This window comes from Saccharothrix mutabilis subsp. mutabilis (assembly GCF_039521145.1).
Classification (GTDB): domain Bacteria; phylum Actinomycetota; class Actinomycetes; order Mycobacteriales; family Pseudonocardiaceae; genus Actinosynnema; species Actinosynnema mutabilis.
Genome location: NZ_BAAABU010000032.1, coordinates 1 through 20,616, shown reverse-complemented (window position 1 = coordinate 20,616; position 20,616 = coordinate 1). Strand labels below are relative to the sequence as shown.

Annotated in this window: 16 protein-coding genes; 7 read left to right on the top strand and 9 right to left on the bottom strand. The window is 72.1% G+C overall.

Going from position 1 to position 20,616, the window contains the following annotated elements; translation table 11 throughout:
* Positions 1 to 15: 15 nt before the first annotated feature.
* Positions 16 to 720 (top strand): SDR family NAD(P)-dependent oxidoreductase, encoded by a 705-nt coding sequence (locus tag ABD126_RS36380; protein ID WP_343939777.1) that lies wholly within the window; start codon positions 16 to 18, stop codon positions 718 to 720.
* Between the two features lie 13 nt (positions 721 to 733).
* On the opposite strand, the gene ABD126_RS36375 is transcribed toward ABD126_RS36380, so the two are convergent.
* Positions 734 to 3,346: a CHAT domain-containing protein gene (locus tag ABD126_RS36375; protein WP_343939775.1), complete on the bottom strand. Its 2,613-nt coding sequence runs from the start codon at positions 3,344 to 3,346 to the stop codon at positions 734 to 736.
* A gap of 74 nt (positions 3,347 to 3,420) precedes the next feature.
* Between ABD126_RS36375 and ABD126_RS36370 the strand changes: the two genes are divergently transcribed.
* From ABD126_RS36370 to ABD126_RS36350, 5 genes are all read left to right on the top strand, one after another.
* Positions 3,421 to 4,623, top strand: coding sequence for a S8 family peptidase (locus ABD126_RS36370; protein ID WP_343939773.1), 1,203 nt, complete (start codon positions 3,421 to 3,423; stop codon positions 4,621 to 4,623).
* 744 nt (positions 4,624 to 5,367) lie between these two features.
* Complete coding sequence (locus ABD126_RS36365) at positions 5,368 to 5,970, top strand: RNA polymerase sigma factor (protein ID WP_343939771.1); 603 nt, start codon at positions 5,368 to 5,370, stop codon at positions 5,968 to 5,970.
* A gap of 19 nt (positions 5,971 to 5,989) precedes the next feature.
* Positions 5,990 to 6,445 carry a hypothetical protein gene (locus tag ABD126_RS36360; protein ID WP_343939769.1) on the top strand — a complete coding sequence of 152 codons (456 nt, stop codon included), beginning with the start codon at positions 5,990 to 5,992 and terminating at the stop codon, positions 6,443 to 6,445.
* Positions 6,446 to 6,617: 172 nt separating this feature from the next.
* Complete coding sequence (locus ABD126_RS36355) at positions 6,618 to 7,418, top strand: SAM-dependent methyltransferase (protein ID WP_343939767.1); 801 nt, start codon at positions 6,618 to 6,620, stop codon at positions 7,416 to 7,418.
* A gap of 116 nt (positions 7,419 to 7,534) precedes the next feature.
* On the top strand, positions 7,535 to 9,451 hold the full coding sequence (locus ABD126_RS36350) for a diguanylate cyclase domain-containing protein (RefSeq protein ID WP_343939765.1): 1,917 nt from the start codon (positions 7,535 to 7,537) through the stop codon (positions 9,449 to 9,451).
* Here the strand turns inward: ABD126_RS36350 and ABD126_RS36345 are convergent.
* From ABD126_RS36345 to ABD126_RS36325, 5 genes are all read right to left on the bottom strand, one after another.
* Entirely contained in the window at positions 9,411 to 10,157 is a 747-nt protein-coding gene (locus ABD126_RS36345; RefSeq protein ID WP_343939763.1) for a class I SAM-dependent methyltransferase, read from the bottom strand. The two genes, ABD126_RS36350 and ABD126_RS36345, sit on opposite strands and share 41 nt — an antisense overlap.
* 102 nt (positions 10,158 to 10,259) lie before the next feature.
* Positions 10,260 to 10,829, bottom strand: a complete 570-nt coding sequence (locus ABD126_RS36340; protein WP_121227400.1) for a GTP-binding protein — start codon at positions 10,827 to 10,829, stop codon at positions 10,260 to 10,262.
* A gap of 33 nt (positions 10,830 to 10,862) precedes the next feature.
* Positions 10,863 to 11,285 (bottom strand): roadblock/LC7 domain-containing protein, encoded by a 423-nt coding sequence (locus tag ABD126_RS36335; protein WP_121227397.1) that lies wholly within the window; start codon positions 11,283 to 11,285, stop codon positions 10,863 to 10,865.
* Positions 11,282 to 14,368, bottom strand: a complete 3,087-nt coding sequence (locus ABD126_RS36330; RefSeq protein ID WP_343939760.1) for a sensor histidine kinase — start codon at positions 14,366 to 14,368, stop codon at positions 11,282 to 11,284. Before ABD126_RS36330 ends, ABD126_RS36335 begins: the two co-directional genes overlap by 4 nt.
* A gap of 265 nt (positions 14,369 to 14,633) precedes the next feature.
* Positions 14,634 to 15,656 (bottom strand): ABC transporter substrate-binding protein, encoded by a 1,023-nt coding sequence (locus ABD126_RS36325; RefSeq protein WP_343939758.1) that lies wholly within the window; start codon positions 15,654 to 15,656, stop codon positions 14,634 to 14,636.
* A gap of 234 nt (positions 15,657 to 15,890) precedes the next feature.
* Here ABD126_RS36325 and ABD126_RS36320 point away from each other — a divergent pair, with 234 nt between their 5' ends.
* Entirely contained in the window at positions 15,891 to 17,045 is a 1,155-nt protein-coding gene (locus tag ABD126_RS36320) for a 4-hydroxybenzoate 3-monooxygenase (protein WP_343939756.1), read from the top strand.
* Between the two features lie 617 nt (positions 17,046 to 17,662).
* Here the strand turns inward: ABD126_RS36320 and ABD126_RS36315 are convergent.
* From ABD126_RS36315 to ABD126_RS36305, 3 genes are read right to left on the bottom strand one after another with little or no spacing between them, the layout of a single operon-like run.
* A complete protein-coding gene (locus ABD126_RS36315; protein ID WP_343939754.1) occupies positions 17,663 to 18,622 on the bottom strand; it encodes an ABC transporter ATP-binding protein in 960 nt (319 codons plus the stop codon).
* Position 18,623: 1 nt separating this feature from the next.
* The gene (locus ABD126_RS36310; protein WP_343939752.1) at positions 18,624 to 19,418 is read right to left on the bottom strand and encodes an ABC transporter permease; all 795 of its coding nucleotides are present in this window, start codon (positions 19,416 to 19,418) and stop codon (positions 18,624 to 18,626) included.
* Positions 19,415 to 20,182, bottom strand: a complete 768-nt coding sequence (locus ABD126_RS36305; RefSeq protein ID WP_343939750.1) for an ABC transporter permease — start codon at positions 20,180 to 20,182, stop codon at positions 19,415 to 19,417. The genes ABD126_RS36310 and ABD126_RS36305 overlap by 4 nt, the downstream gene beginning before the upstream one ends.
* Positions 20,183 to 20,616 lie beyond the last annotated feature (434 nt).

Here is a 20,616-nt window from a genome sequence, read left to right as displayed (position 1 = left end):
TTTGGGGGTACGCGGATGTCCGCAGTCGTCGTCCTCGGGGTCGGCCCGGGGCTGGGCATGTCGATCGCGCACCGGTTCGGGCGGGAGGGGCGGAAGGTCGCGCTGGTCTCCCGCACGGCCGACCGCCACGCCGGGTACGTGGCCGCGCTGGCGGCGGAAGGGGTGGCGGCGGAGGCGTTCGCGGTGGACGTCCGCGACCGCGCCGGACTGTTGTCCACAGTGGACGCCATCGCCGAGCGGCTGGGGCCGGTCGAGGTCGTCTACTACGGGCCCGGGGACAAGAACACGGCCCCGAAGCCGATCACGGACACGACGTCCGCCGACGTGGTCGAGGCGATGACGTGGGTGCAGCCGGCGGTGGACGTCGTCGGGCACGTCCTGCCGGGCATGCTCGAACGGGGTCGCGGCGGGCTGCTGTTCGCGGGCGGGCTGAGCGCGGTGGTGCCGATGCCGCCGCTGGGCGCGCTGGCGCTGTCGTCGGCGGCGTTGCGCAACTACGCGCTGACGTTGAACGCCGCCGTGGCCGAGCGGGGCGTGTACGCGGGCAGCCTCACCATCGGCGGGCTCGTCGAGCGCGGCGACATCCACGCGATGATCACCGAGCGGCACGGGCGGCTGACCGGCGTCGGCACGCTGGACCCCGACGAGATCGCCGACACCGCCTGGGACCTCTACGCGAAGCGCGACCGCGCCGAAGCGGTGTTCAACGCGCTGTCGTGAGCGCTGTCGTGACTTAGGCGCCGAAGCACAGGAAGCCGACGCCGGCGGCGAACTCCGCGTCGCCGGCGTCCACGTGCGCCGCCCGCGCGCCGGCCAGGGCGACCGCCGGCGGCTGACCCTGCCCGAGCCGCCGGTGCAGGTCCACCATTAACGGCGTGGTCACCTCGGCGGGCACCGGCACCACGGGCGCGATCAGCGTGCGGGTGCCCAGGCCCAGGAGCGCGGCCGTGAACCCCATCAGCTCGTCGCCCGGCCGCACCGCGGACAGGCCCGAGTCGCACGCCGACAGCACCACCCGCGCGGGCGGGGTGCGCAGGCGTTCCAGGTCGTAGACGGTCAGCGGGCCGTCGGCCAGCTCCAACGCCGAGAACAGCGGGTTGTCCGCGCGGAACGAGCCGTGCGCCGCCACGTGCGCCAGCGGCGCGCCGTCCATCGCCGACGCCACCGCGTCCACCGTCGCGGCCGGCCCCACCAGGACCGAGGCCCCGCGCGCCAACGGCGAGATCGCGGTGATCTCGGCGGGCGCGGCGGGCAGCCGGGGGCCGGCGGCGAGCACCGGCCGGTCGTGCGGGACCCGCGAGGAGCACGCCGCCCGGAACCACACCGTCGCCGACGGGGCCACGGTCACCGACCGGTCCCGGCACCCCGGCAGCGCCGACCACGGCAGACCGCCCAGCGCCCCGGTCGGCGCGAGCACCAGCGGACGCCCCTCGACCCGGCGCGCCAACGGCGCGAGCAGCCGGCGTTCCAGCAGCGCCGCCGCGTGCTCCGCGCCCGCCCGGACGGCCGCGCGGTCCAGGTGCTCGGGCAGCGTCACCAGCCGGTGCAGGGCGAAGCGCAGCAACCGGATCTCGCGCACCGCCCCGTCCACCGGGCCCAGCCGGTGCAGGCTCGCCCGACCGCCCGCGACCACCACGGCCAGCAGCGTGCCCTCGAAGTCCACGTACTCCACCAGCGCCGCGTCGCCCAACGCCCACGCCAGGTCACGCACGGCGGGCGGCCGGTCCACCGCTCCCCCGCCGCTGGTCTGCCGGGTCAGCTCGCGCACCCGCTGCTCGCCGCGCAGCTGCCGCTGCTTCAACGCCGAGGTCGGCCGCCCGGCCAGCAGCGCCAGCTCCAGGTCCGAGGTGACCGCGCGCAGCTCGGCCAGCGCGTCGGCGAGCCCGGAGTCCTCGGGCGGCCGGGCCGGGGTCATCCGCAGCGCGCCCGCCCGCCAGCTCTCCGCCCACGTCAGCACGCGCGCGGCGTGCCCGGACGCCACCGCGGACCGCAGGCCCTCCAGCGCCAGCGCCTTGCCCTGCGCGCCGCTCAACGCCCGCAGCTCCGCCGCGCCCAGCGACACCCGGTACTCGTCGAGCAGCTTCAACCCCTGCCGCAACGCGCTCTGCGCGCCGCGCCGGTTGCCCCACAGGTCGCGCCGCAACGCCTCGGCGTACCAGCCCTGCACGCGGTGCGCCGCCGGACCGCCCCGCCGCGCCGCGCCCGCCGCGGACAGCTCCGCCAACGCCCGCCGCCGGTCGCCCAGGTCGCGGGCGATCAGGGCCGCGTCCACCCGGGCCTCCAGCGCCGCCATCCGCCAGCCCAGGGCGTCCAGCCGGGACGCCACGCGCGCCATCGCCGTGCCCAGCCGCCGCGACCGCTCGCCGCTGAGGTAGGCGGCGCGCAACTCGACGTGCCGGGCGCTGACCGCCCACACCTCGCGCTTCTCCCGCCGGAACCCCTGCCGCGCGGAGGCCGCCATCCGCACGGCCAGCTCCAGGTCGTTCTCCAGCAACGCGATCCGCGCCCGGTAGAACATCGCCTCCGACCGCGCGAGCACCATGCCCTTGCCCAGCTCGGCCAGCGCCCGGTCGGCCGCCGCCCGCGCCTCCTCCAGCAGGGGCACCGAGACCAGCAGCTCCAGCCGGTTGATCAGCAGGTTCGGGCGCGGCACCTCCAGCCGCCGGTACTCCCGCTCGGCCTCGGCGAACATGGTCAGCGCGCGGGGCACGTCACCTGCGCGGGAGGCGGAGATGCCCGCGTTCCACCGCACGTCCGCGACGGCCAGCTCCTGGTCCAGCTCCCGGTACAGCTCGGCGGCGCGGTCGAAGTCCTCGTCGGCCGCCTTCAACCCGCCGGTGTAGGCGCGCAGCAGGCCCCGGTTGTTCAGCGCCCGCGCCTCCACCAGCCGCTCGCCGGACCGGCGCACGACCTCGATGGCGCCGTTGTAGTCGCGCAACGCCTCGTCGTACCGGCACAGGTAGTGCAGCACCAGACCGCGCTGCATCCGCCCGCTGCCCGCGTCCACGCCGTGCAGGTCGGGCAGCGCCCGGTTGATCGTGCGCAACGCCTGCGCGTGCCGGCCGGTGTTGGACAGCACGAACGCGAGGCTCATCCGCGCCAGCGCGGCCAACCGCGCCGACCCGGCGGCTTCCGCGATGCGCACCGACCGCCGCAGGTGCCGCAGCGCGCCGTCGAAGTCGTGCAGTTCCCGCAGGGACAACCCGATCGCGCGCTCGGCCGCGGACGCCTCCTCGGCGTCCCCGGCGGCACGCGCGGCGCGCAACGCCGAGCGGCCCATCGCTATTGCCGCGTGCGGGTCCCGTTGCCGGGCTTCCAGCGCTGCGGCGGCGGAAACCCCGGCCACGAGAGCCACCTTATTACCAAGGTCACTGTGGTAGCTTGATCAGCCTTGATCACGCCGTTGGTTGTGAGGCCGCCGTGTCCGAGCCGTCGAACAGACCCGAGCTGTACCAGCGGGCGTTCCAGGAGTCGATCAGGCAGCACAAGGACTTCCGGGTCCACGCGGAGCGCGGGCGGGAGTTCCTCTTCGTCGCGCGGGAGCTGCTGACGATCCCCGAGGACGTCGCCCGGGTGGTCGAGAAGCTCCAGCGCAGCGGTTTCGCGGTCGAACGCGGTCGCGACTTCGCCGGCATGTCCCGCCTGGTGCTGCCGCGCAACCCCGACGACATCCCGGACGTCGTGCGCCTGCTGCGCGACCCGGAGCAGTGGCCGGGCGAGCGGGTGCCGTTCGTGCAGCCGCACCACGTGCTGGTGGGCCACGGCGGCAACATGCACGGCAACCCCGGCCAGCCCCCGCGCGTGGCGTCGCCGTTGGCGGACCCGGAGAAGGGCAGCGAGGTGCGCGGCAAGGGCGTGGTCGTGGGGGTGGTCGACACGGGCATCTCGTCCACGGCCGCCGCCGACCACCCGCTGTGGCTGGCCAACGCGTTCCTGCCGAAGCCGGAAGAGGTGGACGCCGCTTACGCGCACGACGACGTGTTCGCGCTGGAGGGCGGTCACGGCACTTTCGTGGCGGGCGTGCTGCGGCAGGCGGCGCCCGGGGTGCGCTTCGACCCGGAGAAGGCGCTGGACCCGTCGGGGTTGGGCACGGAGGAGCAGTTCGTCGCGGCGCTGGGGTCGTTCGACGAGCGGGTGCAGATCGTGAACGTGTCGATGGGGTGCTTCACGCAGGACGACGTGGCGTCGGAGCCGGTGCGCCGGGCGATCGCCGAGCTGCCGCCGTCGGTGGTGGTGGTCGCGTCGGCCGGCAACCAGGGCACCAACCGCCCGTCCTGGCCGGCCGCGCTGTGCCGGGTGGTGGCGGTGGCGGCGGTGGCGCAGGAACGGGACGGTTCCCGAGCGCCGGCGTGCTACTCGAACTCCGGCCACTGGGTCGACGCGTGCGCGGTGGGCAACCGGACGAGCACGTACCTGAAGGGCAAGTGGGCCCTCCCGGGCGACCCGACGGTGGACGTCTACGACCGCTTCGCTTACTGGCTGGGCACGTCCTTCGCCGCTCCGCACGTGGCGGGCCGGATCGCGGAGACGATGACCACGGACGGCCTGACCGCGACGGCGGCCCGGGACAAGCTCCTGGCCGGGGCGGAGTTCTTCCCGGGGTACGGCGTCCTGGTCGACTAGCGCCGTGTCGTCCCCGTGCAGCTCCGTGGTGCCCCCGTGCGGCTCCGGGTTGGCGCAGGTCACCCGCGGTTTCGGTCCCGTCACCCGATCGTGTGACATACAGGATCCGTGAGGTTTCGCCGGAACTCGCCTCCCGTGAGGTAAGGAGCGGCGGGCACGGGGAGGGAACGGACAACGGACACGCACCAGTCCCCCACCCCACCCCTCGACCACTGGCCGCTCAGCCACCAGCTCGCTCGGCCACCGGCCCGCTCAGCCACCAGCCCACCCCTCGGGCACCGGACCACCCTCGGCCCCAGGCCCACAGCACGCCCGCGACGACCGGCCAAGGAGCGTGACCCGCCAGGGCGCACGAGCCGCAGGGCCGCGCAGGCCCCCGCCCGCTGGCACACGGGGTCCGGGCGGGCGTGGGACCGAGGCGCGCGGTCGGGTGTGGGCCAGGGGCGTGCGGCTGGGAGGGCTGGTGGGTGGTCGGCGGCGGTGAGGGTGCAAAGCGGGGGGCGGGGGCGGTGCGGGGGCCAGGGCGGCGCGAGGGCGATGTGGGGGCGGCGCGGGCGCGGCGCGGGCGCGGGGGCCGTGCGGGTGCGGGGGCGCGTGGCCGGGTGGGTGGGTCGTCACCGGGTGGTGCTGGGTGCGCCACGATCGGGGGCCATCCGGGGGGCTTCGGGTGGGAGGTATCTGGGGAGGGGTTGCGGGCTCCGTAGTGTGTGGAAGACACGAGGGAAGTCGAGCGCGGGAGGGGACGTGACCCCTGCATCCCCGATCGCCGCGTTGGTGGACGCGGCGGCCGAGGGCGATCAGCGTGCCTGGAACGAGATCGTCGACCGGTACACGCCGCTGGTGTTGTCGGTGATCTACAAGCACCGGTTGCGGCCGGCGGATGCGGCGGACGTCAACCAGACGCTCTGGCTGCGCCTCGTCGAGCAGATCGGCCGGTTGCGCGATCCCGAAGCGCTGCCCGGCTGGATCTCCACGACCACGCGCAACGAGTGCCTGCGGATGTTGCGCATGCAGCAACGCACGCAGCCCTTCGACCCCCTGGCCGACGAGGAGCAGGCCGGCTCGGTGGACGTCGTCGCGGACCTGGACGACGAGATCGAGACCGCCCAGCGCTTCCAGGCCCTGCGGGACGGGTTCCGGTTGCTCTCCGAGCAGTGCCGGGAGCTGCTGGCCAAGCTCATGACCGACCCGCCGCCCAGCTACGCCAAGGTCAGCGAGCAGTTGGCCATGCCGGTCGGCAGCATCGGGCCCACCCGGATCCGGTGCCTGGACAAGCTGCGCAAGACGCCGGCCGTCGTCCGGTTCCTCCAGGCGGAGCCGGACGCGGTGAGCACCGGCGGTGGGTGACGACGGGGAGGTGGGTGCGGTGAGTGACCGGTGGGAGAGCGACGACGTCCTGCTGGCGGAGCTGCGGGCCGCTCTCGCCGAGGCGCGGGACGTCCCGCCGGAGTTCGCCGAAGCGGCTCGGGCGGCCTACACCTGGCGCACGGTCGACGCCGAGCTGATGCTGCTCACCAGCTACGACTCGATCCTCGACGGGCAGCTCGCCGAACGCGCCCGCGCCGCGGTGACCGCCCGGCAGCTGGTGTTCGACGCCGAGGGCGTCTCGGTGCAGGTGGAGGTCACGGAGGCGGGGATCGCCGGGCAGGTGCTGCCCGCGCGCCCCGGACGGGTCGAGCTGCTCACCGCGGCGGGACCCGCGGAGGAGGCGGAACTGGACGAGCTGGGCTGCTTCCTGCTCGGCCCGCCCCCGCCCGGACCGGTGCGGTTCCGCCTGGCCTCCGGCGGCACGACCGTGGTGACCGACTGGGTCTGCGTCTAGCCCCGCCGCGGGACGTCCGCGGCGGGGCAAGCACAAAGTGATCACCACCGACCCCGAACGGGCCGGCGCCGCCACGTCCGGGTGAAACCGGGGGCCGGGGCGGTTCGTCCGAGTGCGGTTCGTCGCTAAGGTGGCCCGGTCTTCGATCTCCTCACGGTGAAAGAGGTGCGCGGTGGGTGACCGGGTGAGCTGGGCGCCGGAGGGCGTGGACGTCGACCTCCCGAGCTCGGCCCGCATCTACGACTACCTGCTGGGCGGCGGGCACAACTTCGCCGCCGACCGGGACACCGCCGAGGCGCTGGTCCGGGTGCTGCCGGTGCGCGACATGGCCCGGCTCAACCGCTCCTACCTGCGCCGCGCCGTGCTGGCCCTGGTCGACGCGGGCATCACGCAGTTCCTCGACCTCGGCTCGGGCATCCCCACCGTGGGCAACGTCCACGAGGTCGCCCAGGACGCGAACCCGGACTGCCGCGTCGTCTACGTCGACATCGAACCGGTCGCCATCAAGCACTCCGAGCTGCTGCTGGCGGCCAACCCGCGGGCCACCGCCGTCCTGGCCGACCTGCGCGAACCCGAAGCGGTGGTCGCCGAGGCGGGGGCGCTGCTGGACTTCGACGCCCCCGTCGGCCTGCTCGCGGTGGGCGTCATGCAGTTCATCCCCGACGAGGACGACCCGTGGGGCGTCCTGGCCCGCTACCGCGACGCGCTCGCGCCGGGCAGCTACCTGGCGCTGTCCCACTTCACGCCCGACCGGATGCCGCGCGAGATGGCGGCGGGCGCGGACATCTTCCAGCACACCGCCGAACCGATCACGCCGCGCACCCGCGAGCAGGTGCTGGCCATGATGGACGGCTTCGACATCGTCGAACCGGGCCTGGTCTTCACCCCCGAGTGGCGGCCCGAGTCCCCCGAGGACGTGCCCGACGACCCGGGACGCGCCAACCTCTACGCGGTCGTCGGCCGCAGACCTTGACGCGGCGCGCCCGCGGTCCGCAAGATGCACCGACCTGATCTTCGCCACCGCCGCAGCGCCCACCCGCCATGACCAACCGCGCACCACACGGGGACGCCCCGGGAGAGCCTCCCGGGGTGGCGTCGACGCTCGCCCGTTGGACGCAGGTCCTGGTGGACAGCGCCTACGCCCCGCTGTCGCGCAAGCAGGTCCGGGCGAACCTGGCCCGCCGGCTCGACGTCCTCACCGGGCCCGACGCGCTCGCCGGCGCCGACGAGGTCGGCGAGTGGCTGGTCGGCGCGCGGTTCACCGGCCCCGACAGCCTGCGCGGCACCGTCGAGGTGCTCGGCGGCGCGCTGCCCGCGTTGACCGGCGCACCGCCGGAGCACGTCGCGAAGGTGCTGGGCGCGGTCGCCGCCGGCTACGCCAACGCCGTGCGGCGGCAGATCTTCGCCGAGCAGGAAGGGGTGCGGACGTCGTTGCTGCTGTCGCTGGAACAGGCGCAACAGGCGCTGCACGACAGCGAGGCGCGGTTCCGCCAGGTGTTCGCCTCCTCCGCGGTGGGCATCGCGATCTTCGACCGGGACGGCGCGGTGGTCGAGGTGAACCCGGCGCTGGTGCGGATGCTGCGGCACGACCCCGACACCGCCGACGAGGCCGTCGGCGCGTCCGGCGCGGACGCCGAGGGGGTGTTCGCGCCCGGTGACCTGGCCGCGCTGCGGGCGGCGTGGGCGGCGGCGGACGAGGTGCGGTTCGAGCAGCAGTTCGCCGGACCGGGCGGCGATCCGATGTGGACGAACGTCGCCCTGTCCATGGTGCACGACGCGGACGGCTGCCCGAAGTACCGGGTCGCCGTGATCGAGGACGTCACCGAGCAGCGCGTGCTGCGCGAGTACCTGCGCCACCAGGCGCTGCACGACGTCCTCACCGGGCTGCCCAACCGCCAGAGCTTCCTGCCCAAGCTGGAGGAGGCGCTGAGCAAGCCCGGCTCGATCACCCTGTGCTACCTCGACGTGGACAGCGTCGCGATCGTCAACGACGGCATCGGCTACGAGGCGGGCGACGAACTGCTCAAGGTCGTCGCCGGGCGGCTCTCGGCCGTGGTGGCGGGCGAAAGGGCGACCGTGGCGCGCATCGGCGGGGACGAATTCGTCGTGCTGATCGAGGATTCCCTCGACACGCCCAGCATTTCCGCGCTGGCGGCGGCGATCGACGAGGCTCTGGCCGAGCCGGTGCACCTGTCCGGGCACGGGGTCGCGGTGTCGGCGGGCATGGGGTTCGTGCGGACCAGCGCGCGCGGCGTGGACGCGATGGCGTTGCTGCGCCAGGCGCACAGCACGTTGCGGCGGGCGGAGAGCGGCGGCAAGGGCCAGTGGGGCATCTACGACGCCGGTGAGGACGCACGCGACCGCAAGCGCCTTTCTCTGCTCGCGACGATGCCAGGTGCGTTGGAATTCGGCGAGATCGCCATCGACTACCGGCCGGTCATGCGGCCCTCGGGCGAGCGCCTCGCCTACGCGGCGCGGCTGCGCTGGGACGAGGCGGAGTTCGGCGTCGTGGGCCACGAGGAGTGCCTGGAGTTCGCCGACGAACTGGGCTTGAGCGGCCACCTGGGCACGTGGCTGCTGGACGAGGCGTGCGCGTTCGCGGCGGTCGAGGAGGTGCCGGTGGTCGTGCGGCTGTCCGCCGACCAGTCCCGCGACCCCGACCTGGCCGCCGCCGTGCGCACCGCGCTTCACCACTCTTCCCTTGCGCCGCAACGGTTGTGGCTCAGCCTGCACGCCCGCGCGGCGGCCGGCGGGCTGGAGGCGGTCGAGGACAACCTGACCACGTTGGCGGACATGGGCGTGCGCCGCCTGCTGCACGGCTTCACGTGCGGGCTGGCCGAGCTGGCCCTGGTGGAGCGGCACGTCCTGCACGGCGTGGAGCTGGCGGAGCCGCCGGACGAGCCGCTGGCGCGGGAGGCGTTGGCGCGGGTCGTGCCGCTGCTGCGGGCGACCGGCGCGCTGGTGCTCAGTGATCAGCCGGGCGCGGACGCGGCCGTGCGACCGTGATGATCTCCTTGCTGGTCGGGGTGTGCGGAGAGCGGTCCCAGGACCCGTAGCGCCGCTCGACCTCGAAGCCGTTCTCGGCCAGCAGAGAATCAATTCGTTCGGCGGAAGCGAACCTCATGGTGGCCTGGTCGACCTGCGGGGAGGGCCAGCGGGAGCCTTCGTAGGTCTCGGTGAGGTGCACCAGGTCGCCGTCCTCCCACACGATGTCGTGCACCACGCGGAACTCCGTGCCGTCGGGCGCGGTGTAGGTGGACGCGTTGCGCGGCACCCAGTTCCGCCAGGGCTTCGGGCCGGGGTTGAGCGACTCGAACGCGAGCCGGCCGTCGGGCCGCAACGCCCGGTGCGCGGCGCTCAGCACCGCCGAGGCCTGCTCGTCGGTGGTGAAGACCTGGAACACGTGACCGGTCATGAACACCAGGTCGAACTCGCCGTCGAACGACACCGAGGACAGGTCGCCCCGGACCCAGTCCACGTCGTCGCGGGTGCGGGCCTGGGCGAGCATGCCGGTGGCCGGGTCGAGGCCGACCAGCCGCCCGCGGTGCCCCCGGTCGCGGGCGGTCTTGAGCAGCAGGCCGGTGCCGCACCCCACGTCCAGCACGGCGTCGGCGCGCAGGACCAGGTCGAGGTAGAAGTCGTCGCCGGGGCCCCACCCGTTGATCGTGTCGTAGAGCGAGGCCAGGTCCGCGTCTTCGTAGGAATCGGGCATGCCCCGCAGTCTCGCTCAGCCCCGCCCGTCCGGTCGCCCCATTAAAGCCGGGAAGGGCCCCACCGCGGCGGTGGAGCCCTTCCCGAAGTCTTGCGCGGAGTGTCAGGCGAAGGTCGGCTGGCGCATGGCGTGCTGCACCAGGGTGATCAGGGTCTGCTTGGTCGACTGCCGGTTGCGGGCGTCGCACGGGACGATCGGGATCGACGGGTCGATGGTGAGCGCCTCGCGGATGTCCTCGATGCGGTGGTGCAGGAGACCGTCGAAGCAGTTCACCCCCACCACGTACGGCAGTTCGCGGTCCTCGAAGAAGTCGATCGAGGCGAACGCGTCGGACAGCCGCCGGGTGTCCACCAGGACCACCGCGCCGATCGCGCCGCGCACGAGGTCGTCCCACATGAACCAGAACCGGTGCTGACCGGGCGTGCCGAACAGGTACAGGATCAGGTCCTGGTCCAGGGACACGCGGCCGAAGTCCATGGCCACCGTGGTGGTCATCTTGTTCGGCGTGTTCGTCAGGTCGTCCACGCCGACGCTCGCCTCGGTCATCACCGCTTCGGTGGTGAGCGGGACGATCTCCGACACCGACCCGACGAACGTCGTCTTCCCGACGCCGAACCCGCCGGCGACCACGATCTTGGTCGACGTGACCGACAGGCTTCGTCCGCCGCTCATGTTGCTTCCACTTTCCCTAGGACCGAAGGAGGACTAACCACGCATGGCGACGTGCAGCTGGGACCGGATCTCCGGGGTGAGCTGGACGCCCACCCGCTCCACCAGCCGGGTCATCGCGTAGCCGATGAGGCCGATGTCGCAGTTGGGGGCGGCCAGCACGGCCAGGCACGAGCCGTCGCTGATCGACATCAGGAACAGGTAGCCCCGCTCCATCTCGACCACGGTCTGCTTGACGTCACCGGCCTCGAAGCAGCGCGCCGCGCCGAGGTTGAGGCTGACCAGGCCGGAGGCGACGGCGGCCAGCTGCTCGGCCCGGTCCAGCGGCAGGCGCTCGGAGGACGCGAGCAGCAGGCCGTCCGCGGAGACCACGATCGCGTGCGCCACGCCCGCGACCCGGTTCACGAAGTCGTCGACCAGCCAACTGAAGTTGTCCAGTTCTTCGGCTGCGGTGGTCACTTCTGCTCCTTGTTGTCTGCGTTGTCGAACGACAAGCCCTCCCAGGGCAGGCCGTTGTCTTCAGCGGACTCGCGGCCCATCTGCACGCCGCGCTGGTAGGTGGCGAACCGCTGCCGCAGGCGGTCGGCGGACCGGCGCGGCGGTGCGGTGGCGACGGCGGTCGCCGTGCCGGCGGGTGCGGCGCCGTTGCCGTTGCCGTTGGCGCCGGGCGCCGGGGTGGTGGCGCGCGACGAGGGGGCGCTGAGCGAGCCGGGCATGAGGCGCGCCTTGGGGGTGCGCTTCGGGAGGCCGGCGCTGGTGGTGTCCTCGACCGCGGACTTGAGCACGTTGCTCGCGGCCGACCAGCCGTCGTCGGCGGGACCCCAGCCGGTGGCCGGGGTGGAGGCGGGCACCGGGGACGGCGCGGGCGCGCGCTTGGGCAGGCCCGCCGCGGTGGGCTGCGGGCTGACCCGCTCCACCTTCTCCGGCTTGTCGTCGCCGACCAGTTCGGCCCGGTCGGCGAACATGGTGCGCTCGGCGGGCGACTCGTCCGAGCCGACCAGGTCGACGCGGTCGGCGAACATGGTCTTCTCGGCCTCGGTCTCCGGCGGCAGCTCACCGCGCACGTGCGCCTCCGACGCCTCGGTGCCCTGGAACCAGCGGGACAGCACGTCCTCGTAGATCGGCAGCCGCTGGGTCGAGGCGTCGTCCTCCTCCACCACCGGCGGCGGGGGTGGCGACGGCGGGCCGGCCGCGCCGGGGTAGGTGTAGTCGGGCGCGCCCGGCTTGGCCGGCAGGGTCTCGACGACCGTGGCGGTGAACAGGTCCGTCGCCGGCGACTGCTCGACCTGGAAGAAGCCGCCGTCCTCGGCGGGCGTGGCCACCGGCTGCGGGAACGGCGCGGGCGTCACCTCGGGCGGGGTGTAGCGCTCGCCCGCGATCTTCTCCGGCCCGAACTGCTCGGGCGTCCACTTGGGCACGCCGGCCAGCACGCCGACGCCGCTGTCCTCGGCGGACGGGTCGGCCTGGCGCGGCGGCAGCGCGGGCCGCGGGGCGGCCGGCTCGGGGCCGCGGTGCAGCAGCGACACCGGCAGGACGACCTGCGCGGTGACACCACCCTCTATGTCGTCGTTGTTGCTCAGCGTCACCCGGATCTCGTGCCGCTTGGCGAGCTGGCCGACCACGTAGAGGCCCATCTCGCGGGCCACCGACACGTCGACCTCGGGCGGGTCGGCGAGCTTGGTGTTGGCCTCGACGATGTCCTGCTCCTGCATGCCGACGCCGCGGTCGTGGATGCGGATGGACACCTCGCCGCGCCGGGTCTCTATGGCCCGCACGGTGACCTTGGTCGAGGGCTTGGAGAACGCGGTCGCGTTGTCCAGCAGCTCGGCGATGAGGTGCGCGAGGTCGTTGACCACGCGGCCCTGCACCTTGAGCTCCGGCGCGGGCGCGATCTGGATGCGGGCGTACTTCTCGACCTCGGACACGGCCGCGCCGAGCACCTCGGAGATCGGGACCGGCCGGGTGACCCGGCGGTTGACCGTGGTGCCGGAGAGCACCAGGAGGTTCTCGCTGTTGCGGCGCATCTGGGTGGCCAGGTGGTCCAGCTCGAACAGCGACGCGAGCTGGTCGGGGTCCTGCTCGTCCTGCTCCAGCCGGTCGATGACGGTGATCTGGCGTTCGACCAGCGCCTGCGAGCGGCGGGACAGGTTGATGAACATGTCGTTGACGTTCGCGCGCAGCGCCACCTGCTCGACGGCGAGGCGGATGGCTTCGCGCTGCACGGCGTCGAACGCCCGCGCGACCTGGCCGACCTCCTCGGTGGTGTGGATCGGCACCGGCACCAGGGCTTCCTCGGCGGCGCGCTCCGGGTCGCGGTGCGAGCGGATGCGCTTGATCGCCTCGGGCAGCCGGTTGCGGGCCACGTCCATCGCGGAGCGGCGCAGCATGCGCAGCGGGGTCAGCATCGAGCGGGCGACGAAGGCCATGAGGGCGAACGCGACGAGCAGGGCCACGGCGACCAGGGCGGCGTCGCGCCAGGCGGAGCCGCGGGCCTCCTCGGTCAGCCGCACGGCCTCCGCGTCGGCCTGCTGCTCGATGTTGAGCGCGACCGTCCGGATCAGACCGGCGGTCTCCTCGCCCACGCGCATGACCTCGGCGTCCGAGATGGACACCTCGCCGGATTCCTGCTGCTGCACCAGGGCGAGCTGCACGAGCCGGTTGCGGGCGTCCACGGCGGCGCCGGACACGACGTCGGAGAACCGCTGCCGGTTCTCCTGGCTCGCGGTGACGGCGAAGTCGGTGAGCGCGGCGTCCAACCGGGACTGGGCGGCGCGCAGGGCGTTGACCTGGCCGGGCGCGAACTCGCCGCGCTTGGCCGTGGACAGCAGGATCGCGTTCTGCTGGAACAGTTGTTCCTTGGCGCTGTAGAGCGCCTGGTTCGCGCCGGCCAGCGGCGTGATGGTCTCGTTGCTCAGGCTGCTCGCGGTCGCGCGGTGGACCTGCGCGAGCGCGCTGAGGACCTGGGTGTAGGCGCTGGCCACCGAGATGTCGGGGTAGCGGGTGGTCAGCGTGGTGTTGCGCAGCGAGGGCAGGCCGTCCAGCGACTGGAGGGACTTGTCGAACGCCTCCCGCACGCTTTCCTCGATGCCCGTGGTGGTCCGGGCGACCTCGCGGTACTTGCTCACCTCGGCGTCCACCTTGGCCGACCGCGTGACCAGCTCGGCGCTGTTGTCGGCCCGGCCGCCCGCGACGAACCACACGGCGGCGTCGCGTTCCAGCTGGAGCGCGTCGGCGACCGCGGCGGCCTGGGCGGACAGTTCCAGTTCGCGCTCGACCTTGCCGAACAGCTCGACGTCGTCGAGCTGGGTGTTGAGCCGCAGGCCCGCGAGGGCGAGCGTGCTCAGCGCGGGCACCAGGAGCACCACGGCGAGCTTGCTGCGCAGCCTCCAGTTGCGCAGGCGCCACCGGGAGATTCCCCGGTCGGCGGACGGCGCGGTGCCTGTGCTCGGACCCGAGTCGGGCGGGCCGGCCTCTGCGGCGCCCTTGTCGAGTTGGATCCGCTCCGGTTCTCTCCCGGAGGCGTGGTCGTCGTGACCGCGCACCGTCAGCACACTCCCCAGCCCCCCAGCCAGTTGACTACACATCCCTACAAACCCGGTGGATCTTGGTGGAAAACCGCCGGGAGTCATACCGCCGTTCGGACGAGGAAGGCGGTGTTTTGCAAATCAACCATTGTCCCGCAGACCCATGCGGGACGGACTAAACGAACGCTAACCCCGGTTCACGGTTTTTTCACCGCACAGACCCGACCGGGAAACACCGGGAGGGGGAGCCTCGTCGCGCGGGCGCGCCCCCTCCCGGTGGCGATCAACTACCCGAGCCCGACGTGACCAGCATCGGCTTGACGTCGAAGTCGTTCTCCAGCAAGCCGTAGGTCTTCATCAGGGTGGCGACCCGCTGCAGGCGCGTGGCGTCCAGCGTGGTCGGGAACTCGCCGAAGTGGACCAGGCTCGCGGTCTCCTTGTCGACCTTGGCGTACTCCACCAGCAGCGGCTCGACGGTCGGCCGGTCGGCCGCGTCGCGCTGGCCCTTCGCCATCGCGCGCTGGAAGGCGGCGACGGTGTTGGGGTTCTCCTTGGCGAACTTGCCCGTGGTGCCGTAGCCCGCGACCGGGATGTTGTCGGTCGGGCCGGACGCGGCGTCCAGGACGGTGATCGCGCCGATGGCGCGCTGGGCCTTGCTGATGAACGGCTCGACCATGAAGGCGGCGTCCACGGTCTTGTTCTGCAGCGCGGCCTGCATGTCCGGGAACGGGAACTCCTTGAAGGTCACCGTCTTGGGGTCGACGTCGTTGGCCTCCAGGGTCGCCTTCGCGGTCAGCTCGGCGATGTTCTTGAACGTGTTGATCGCGATGGTCTTGCCCGCGAGGTCCTTCGGCGACTTGATGGCCGAGTCCGGCCCGGTGAGGATCAGGAACATCTCGGGCTTGGCCTGGTAGCCGTCGTTGATCAGCTTCAGGCCGTCGACCGCCTTGGCCGCGTCCTTGCTCTGCGCGGCGAAGAACGAGACCCAGTTGCCGAAGGTGATGTCGAGGTCACCGCTGATCAGACCGGGGATGGCCGCGGCGCCACCCTGGATCGTGACCGGCTCGACCTCCAGGCCTTCCTCCTTGAAGTAACCCTTCTTCATCGCGACGTGGACCGACGCGACGTCGAGGATCGGGAGCAGACCAAGCTTGATCTTGGTCTTTTCGACCTTGCCCGGTGCGGCGTCGGCGGGTTTCTCCTCGGAACCGCCGAGCAGACCACAGCCGGAGACGACCGCGAGCACCGCAAGCGCGGACAGACCGGCGATGATCCTTCGTGCCGAGAGGCCGACTCTTCGAGTCATGGGGGGCATCTCCTGTTGGAGTGGCGACATTGCGGGGGCAGGATGCACGGGCGACCGTGGTCACTGCGGAACCACTCAAAGTGACTTTGATGGTTCGACAAGACCCCAGTCGACCGACACTCGAAGGCTGATCCACTACCTTCGGTGAGCATCTTTGCACAGGCTGTCCAGAGGTTGGAGTGCTCGGTGAGTGAGCTTGATCGGGAATGGGCCGGACAGAGCAACCCGCGTCCGGTGGGAATCGTGGGCGCCGGGCCGGCCGGCCTGACCTTGGCCAACCTGCTGCGCCAAGGTGGAATCCCCTGCGTGGTGCTGGAAAAAGGCACCCGGGAGCACATCGAAACCCGCCCGCGCGCCGGGGTCATCGAGCACCGCGCGGTGCGCATGCTGGCCGAGCACGGGTTGGCCGACCGGTTGCTCCGAGAGGCGGATCGGCACGGGGCGTGCGAATTCCGCGTCAACGGGCAGGCCCACGAGGTGGACTACTCGTCGCTGTACGACGGGCAGACCCACTACGTCTACCCGCAGCAGGAGGTCGTGAAGGACCTCGTCGGGGCGTTCGTCGACAGCGGCGGGGACGTCCGGTTCTCGGTGACCGACGTCGCGCTGCACGACATCGAGACGGCGGAGCCGTACCTGACCTGGACCTCGGAGTCCGGGGTGGAGGAACGCCTGGACTGCTCGTTCATCGCCGGCGCGGACGGCTTCCACGGCGTGACCCGGCGCAGCATCCCCGAGGGGGCGGTGCAGGAGTTCTCCCACCAGCACGGCATCGAGTGGCTGTCCATCCTGGCCGAGGCGCCGCCGTCGACGCACAAGGTCATCTACGCCCTGCACCCGGACGGTTTCGCGGGGCACATGCTCCGCAGTTCCACGGTTTCGCGCTACTACCTCCAAGTTCCGGTGGACGACACAGTGGACAACTGGCCGGATGAGCGCGTGTGGGCGGAGTTGCACAAGCGGTTGGCGTTGCGCGACTCGGACTGGAAGTTGACGGAAGGTCGCATCATCGAGAAGCGCATCCTGGACATGCGCAGCTACGTGGTCGAACCGATGAACCACGGCAACCTGTACCTCTTGGGCGACGCGGCGCACATCATCACGCCGGTCGGCGCCAAGGGCATGAACCTGGCCCTGCACGACGCGGAGGTCCTGGCGGACGCGCTCATCCGGTACACCCGAACGGGGGACGACACGGGCCTGCGCGCTTACTCCGAGGTGTGCCTGCGACGGGTCTGGCGTGCACAGGAGTTCTCGCAGTGGATGGTCTTCATGATCCACCGTTCGCCGGAACCCTTCCTGAGCCGGTTGGGGCAGGCCAGGCTGGAGCACCTGATCGCGTCGGGCTCGTCGGCGGGCTATTTCGCCCAAAACTACGTCGGCCCGTGATCGGAGCGGGCGTGATTGCCCCGCTGTTGAGCGGGATTCGTCGTACCCCCGTGGGAGAATGACCCCCCGGGGGCGCGACAAGTGGAATGTCGTACCCCTGTGGGACAATGGAAATCGGGGGCCGGCGGCCGGCCCCCGATCAACCGGGAAGCACGGACGACTTCCGATCCGCCCCGCCCAGTCACTCCTGCACCAAACCGCTGACAACGCAATTCCCGCGCCACACCAACGCTTTTCGCGCCACCAGCGCCACACTCACACCCGCCCCGCCACCACGCCCGCACGCGACCCGGCCCCGCGCTATCCGAAACCAGGCTGCGGACCTGAGGGCCACAGAGCCGCCCGACGCGCGCTCCCAGCCGGCCCCCAGCACGCAGCCCGCCGCGACCCGCCTGGCCCGCCCACGCCTGCCTCCCAGCCGCCCACGCCCGCCACCCAGCCGCCCACGCCCAGCCCAGCAGCCGCCCGCGCCCAGCCCACCAGCCCAATCCGGCGAGCGCGCCGGCCACAACCCCACAAAGCACGAACGGGCGACTCCCGAGCGGGACAGCCGGCAGCACCGCGCCACCAGCCCGCACCCCGGGAATCGCCCGTCCGACGATCCAACCCCTACGAACTCACCGCCGATCGGAAGCGTCCACCCGCGACGCCTCCGCCCGCGACGCCTCCGCCCGCGACGCCTCCACCCGAGAAGCCTCAGCCCGCGAAGCCTCCGCCTGCGACGCTTCCACCCGCGACGCCCGCTCCGCCTCGGCCCACCGAGCGGCCTGCTCCTCGTTCGCCGCCCGACGCGCGCGCACCGCCTCCGACGTCTTCCCGACGTTGAGCAGCCGCGCCACCTCCGCCCGCAGCGCCACGAACGCCTCGGACTCGCGCGTCGTGATCTGGTCGCGCACGGCCGGCAGGTCCACCCGCAGGTCCGCCACCACCGAAGCCGGCGACGACGACAGCACCAGGATCCGGTCCCCCAGGTACACGCTCTCGTCGATGTCGTGCGTGACGACCAGCACCGTCGTGTCGTGCTCGGCCTTCACCTTCAGCAGCAGGTCCTCCAGCTCGAACCGGGTCTGCGCGTCCACCGACGCGAACGGCTCGTCCATCAGCAGCAGCGCCGGCCGGTACGCCAGCGCCCGCGCGATCGCCACGCGTTGCTGCATGCCGCCCGACAGCTGCCACGGGTACTTGCGCGTCGCGCCGGTCAGGCCGACCCACTCCAGCGCCTCCGCCGCCCGCGCCCGGCGCTCGGCCCGGCCCAGCGACCGCTTCAGCGGGAACTCCACGTTCTTCTGCACCGACAGCCACGGGAACAGCGAGCGGCTGTAGTCCTGGAACACCACGGCCAGGTCGTCAGGCACGCCGTGGACCTCGTCGCCGTGCAGGCTGATCGCGCCGCGCGAGGGCCGGATCAGGCCGGAGATCGTGCGCAGCAGCGTGGACTTGCCGCAGCCGGACGGGCCGACGACGCACACCAGCTCACCGGCGCCGACGGTGAACGTCAGGTCGTCGATCGCGGTGTGCGCGCCGTCCTTGGCCTGGTAGGTATGGCCCAGTTCGGCCACGGAGAGCATCGCGGTCATGTCATTCCTCCACCGTCGCGGGGGTGCGCCCCTCGGAAGCCTTCGGCTGCCAGGCCAGGGCCCGGTGCTCGAAGGCGAGGAGCACGGTGTTGAGGGCGTAGCCGAGGACTCCCAAGAGGACGATCCCGGCCCACATGTCGGGGAAGTCGAACTCCCGCTGGGCGACGAGGAGTTGCGACCCGATCCCGTTGTCGGTGCCGACCAGTTCGGAGACGACCATGAGCACCAGGGACAGCGACAGGCTGACCCGGAGCCCGGCGAAGATCTTCGGTGCGGCGGCCGGCAGGACGACACCCAGGATCCACTGCGCCTTCGGGATGCGGAACACCGCCGAGGTCTCGTACTTGGTCGCGTCGACGGAGCGGGCGCCGTCGACGCTGTTGAGCAGGATCGGCCACAGCACGCCGAAGACGATCGTGGCGAGCTGCATCTGCGTGCCGACGTTGAACACGAGCAGGAACACCGGCACCAGCGCGGGCGGCGGGATCGAGCGCATGAACGTCAGCAGCGGACCGGCGAACTGCATGGCCGTCGCGGAACGGCCGAGCGCGACACCGAGCGCGATGCCGATCAGGGCGGCGATGCCCCATCCGGCGAGCAGCCTGCCGATGCTCGGGAACACGTGCTCGTACACGGTGTCGGTCAACAACAACGGACCCGAGAACCACAGCGCGTGCGCGGCCTCGGCGATCTCGGTGGGACGCGGGAAGAACGGGTCGTCGGCGAGCCAGGTCGCCAGCTCCCACACCACGACCAGGCCGATGAACACGGCCCACCGCTGGAAGAACCTGGTCATGACCGTCCTCCGGTGACCGTGCTCCAGGAGACCCACCGGCGTTGCGCGCGTTCCAGCCCTTCGTTGAGCAGGAACCCGATCACGCCCGCGACCACGGTGCCGGCGAGCACCAGGTCCATGCGGCCGGAACCGCTGCGCGCCTCCATGATGAACTGCCCGAGCCCACCCGAGCCGCCCGCGAGCAGCTCCACGCTGACCAGCACGACCAGGCTCGTCGTGGCGGCCAACCGGATCCCGGTGAGGACGAACGGCATGGCGCTGGGCAACGCCACGGAGAACAACACCCGCACCCGTCCGGTCCCGAACACGCGCGCGGTCTCCACGAGCAGGGGGTCCAGCTCGTCGAGCGCGTAGATGGTGTTGAACAGGATCGGCCACACCGCCGCGTACACGGCGAGCGTGATCTTCATCTCCGGCCCGATGCCCAGCAGCAGGATCGCCAACGGGATCAACGCCACCGAGGGGATCGGCCGGAGGAACTCGACGACGGCCCGCGTGGCGTGCCGCACGGCCGGGACGCTGCCCAGCACGAGTCCCAGGGGGACGGCGATCGCGATGGACAGTCCCACCGCGATCAGCAGGGCGAGGACGGTGGCGATGACGTCACGCAGGAAACCCTCGTCCCCCAACAACTTGACCAGCTCCACACCGACCACGGACGGCGGTGGGAGGTATTCCGCGGGAACCAGCCGGGACCGGCCGAACAGCTCCCAGACGACGAGGAACCCGGCCACACCGAGCAGTCCCCGGGTGAGCGCACGCACGCGCAACGCCTACTTCCACTTGATCAACCCCAGCCAACCCGGCTCAATCTAGAGACTCCGCCCCCGCCGCGACAATGCGTGCACGAGAAATCACCGTCACGAATCACCCCTGTTCCACGCGGCGCGGCACACCCCCGCCGACCCCTCCGGAACCCGCCCACCCCCCTCCGATCCTGGTGAGGACCACGAAGCAGGGGTGCAGACACGACGAAGCGACGGCACGCAGCAAGGCCACCCGCCCCCACCACACCCGACACGACCGCCGCCCCAACCCAACCAAGCACCCCCCAGTGCGCGGCGAAGCCGCCAAGCGGGCAGTCCACCGGAGGGGACACACCCCAAGCCGGGCTTCTTGCTTGTGTCATCTCCGTATGGCCCGCCCGAAGGGCTACCACATTTTCCCGGGGTTGGGCCAAAAAGTTTTGCGAGGAACG